We start from the raw sequence: 591 nt of genomic DNA, 5'->3' as shown, positions 1-591 counted from the left end.
GCACATGCACCGTGACCGATGGCCCGTTTATGGAGACGAAAGAAATTGTCGCCGGCTACTACATCGTCGACTGCGTCGATCTTGTCCGTGCCGTGGAAATTGCGGGCAAGCTCGGAGAGGCAAGGCTGTGGCCGATCCAGGTACGCCGCATCGATCCGTAACCCTCGTAATCGCAGTCAATCCACGAAACGCCCAGACGTACCCTGGCCGGCCCGGATGACGTGGCCCCGCCGAGCCCGGCCGCGGCTTCGGCACCGTGCACCTCCCTGAACTGCTTGCAGGCTACTAGCAGCCTGCGTTACGTTCGGCGCAGCGATTGCAGACTGCAAACGGGTGAGGCTGCCCGTTTCGTGCGCAGCCTCCGACGCCCCGACCACGCCTAAGGAGCCCGATGTCACTCGTTCGCGTTCATAACTTCTCCGTCTCGCTCGACGGATTCGGTACCGGTGAGGGGCAGGAGATGGACGCACCGTTCGGGCACGCAGGGATGCGCCTGGTCGAGTGGGCTCTTCCAACACGCACTTTTAGGCAGATGGGCCTCCCAGGCGAGGGGGAGGGCTCCGCTGGAATCGACGAGACCTTCGCAAGCCC

Annotated in this window: 1 protein-coding gene and 1 pseudogene; both read left to right on the top strand. The window is 63.6% G+C overall.

Features of this window, described 5'->3' with window-relative positions; translation table 11 throughout:
• Positions 1-11: 11 nt before the first annotated feature.
• Entirely contained in the window at positions 12-161 is a 150-nt protein-coding gene (locus tag AB4Y72_RS19685; RefSeq protein ID WP_441427790.1) for a YciI family protein, read from the top strand.
• 230 nt (positions 162-391) lie between these two features.
• A pseudogene (locus AB4Y72_RS19680) lies at positions 392-591 on the top strand (dihydrofolate reductase family protein); the annotation flags it as partial.

Origin of the sequence: Arthrobacter sp. YAF34 (genome assembly GCF_052113245.1) — a bacterium.
In the GTDB taxonomy this organism is placed as follows: Bacteria; Actinomycetota; Actinomycetes; order Actinomycetales; family Micrococcaceae; genus Arthrobacter.
This window is presented reverse-complemented; position numbering and strand designations above follow the sequence as displayed.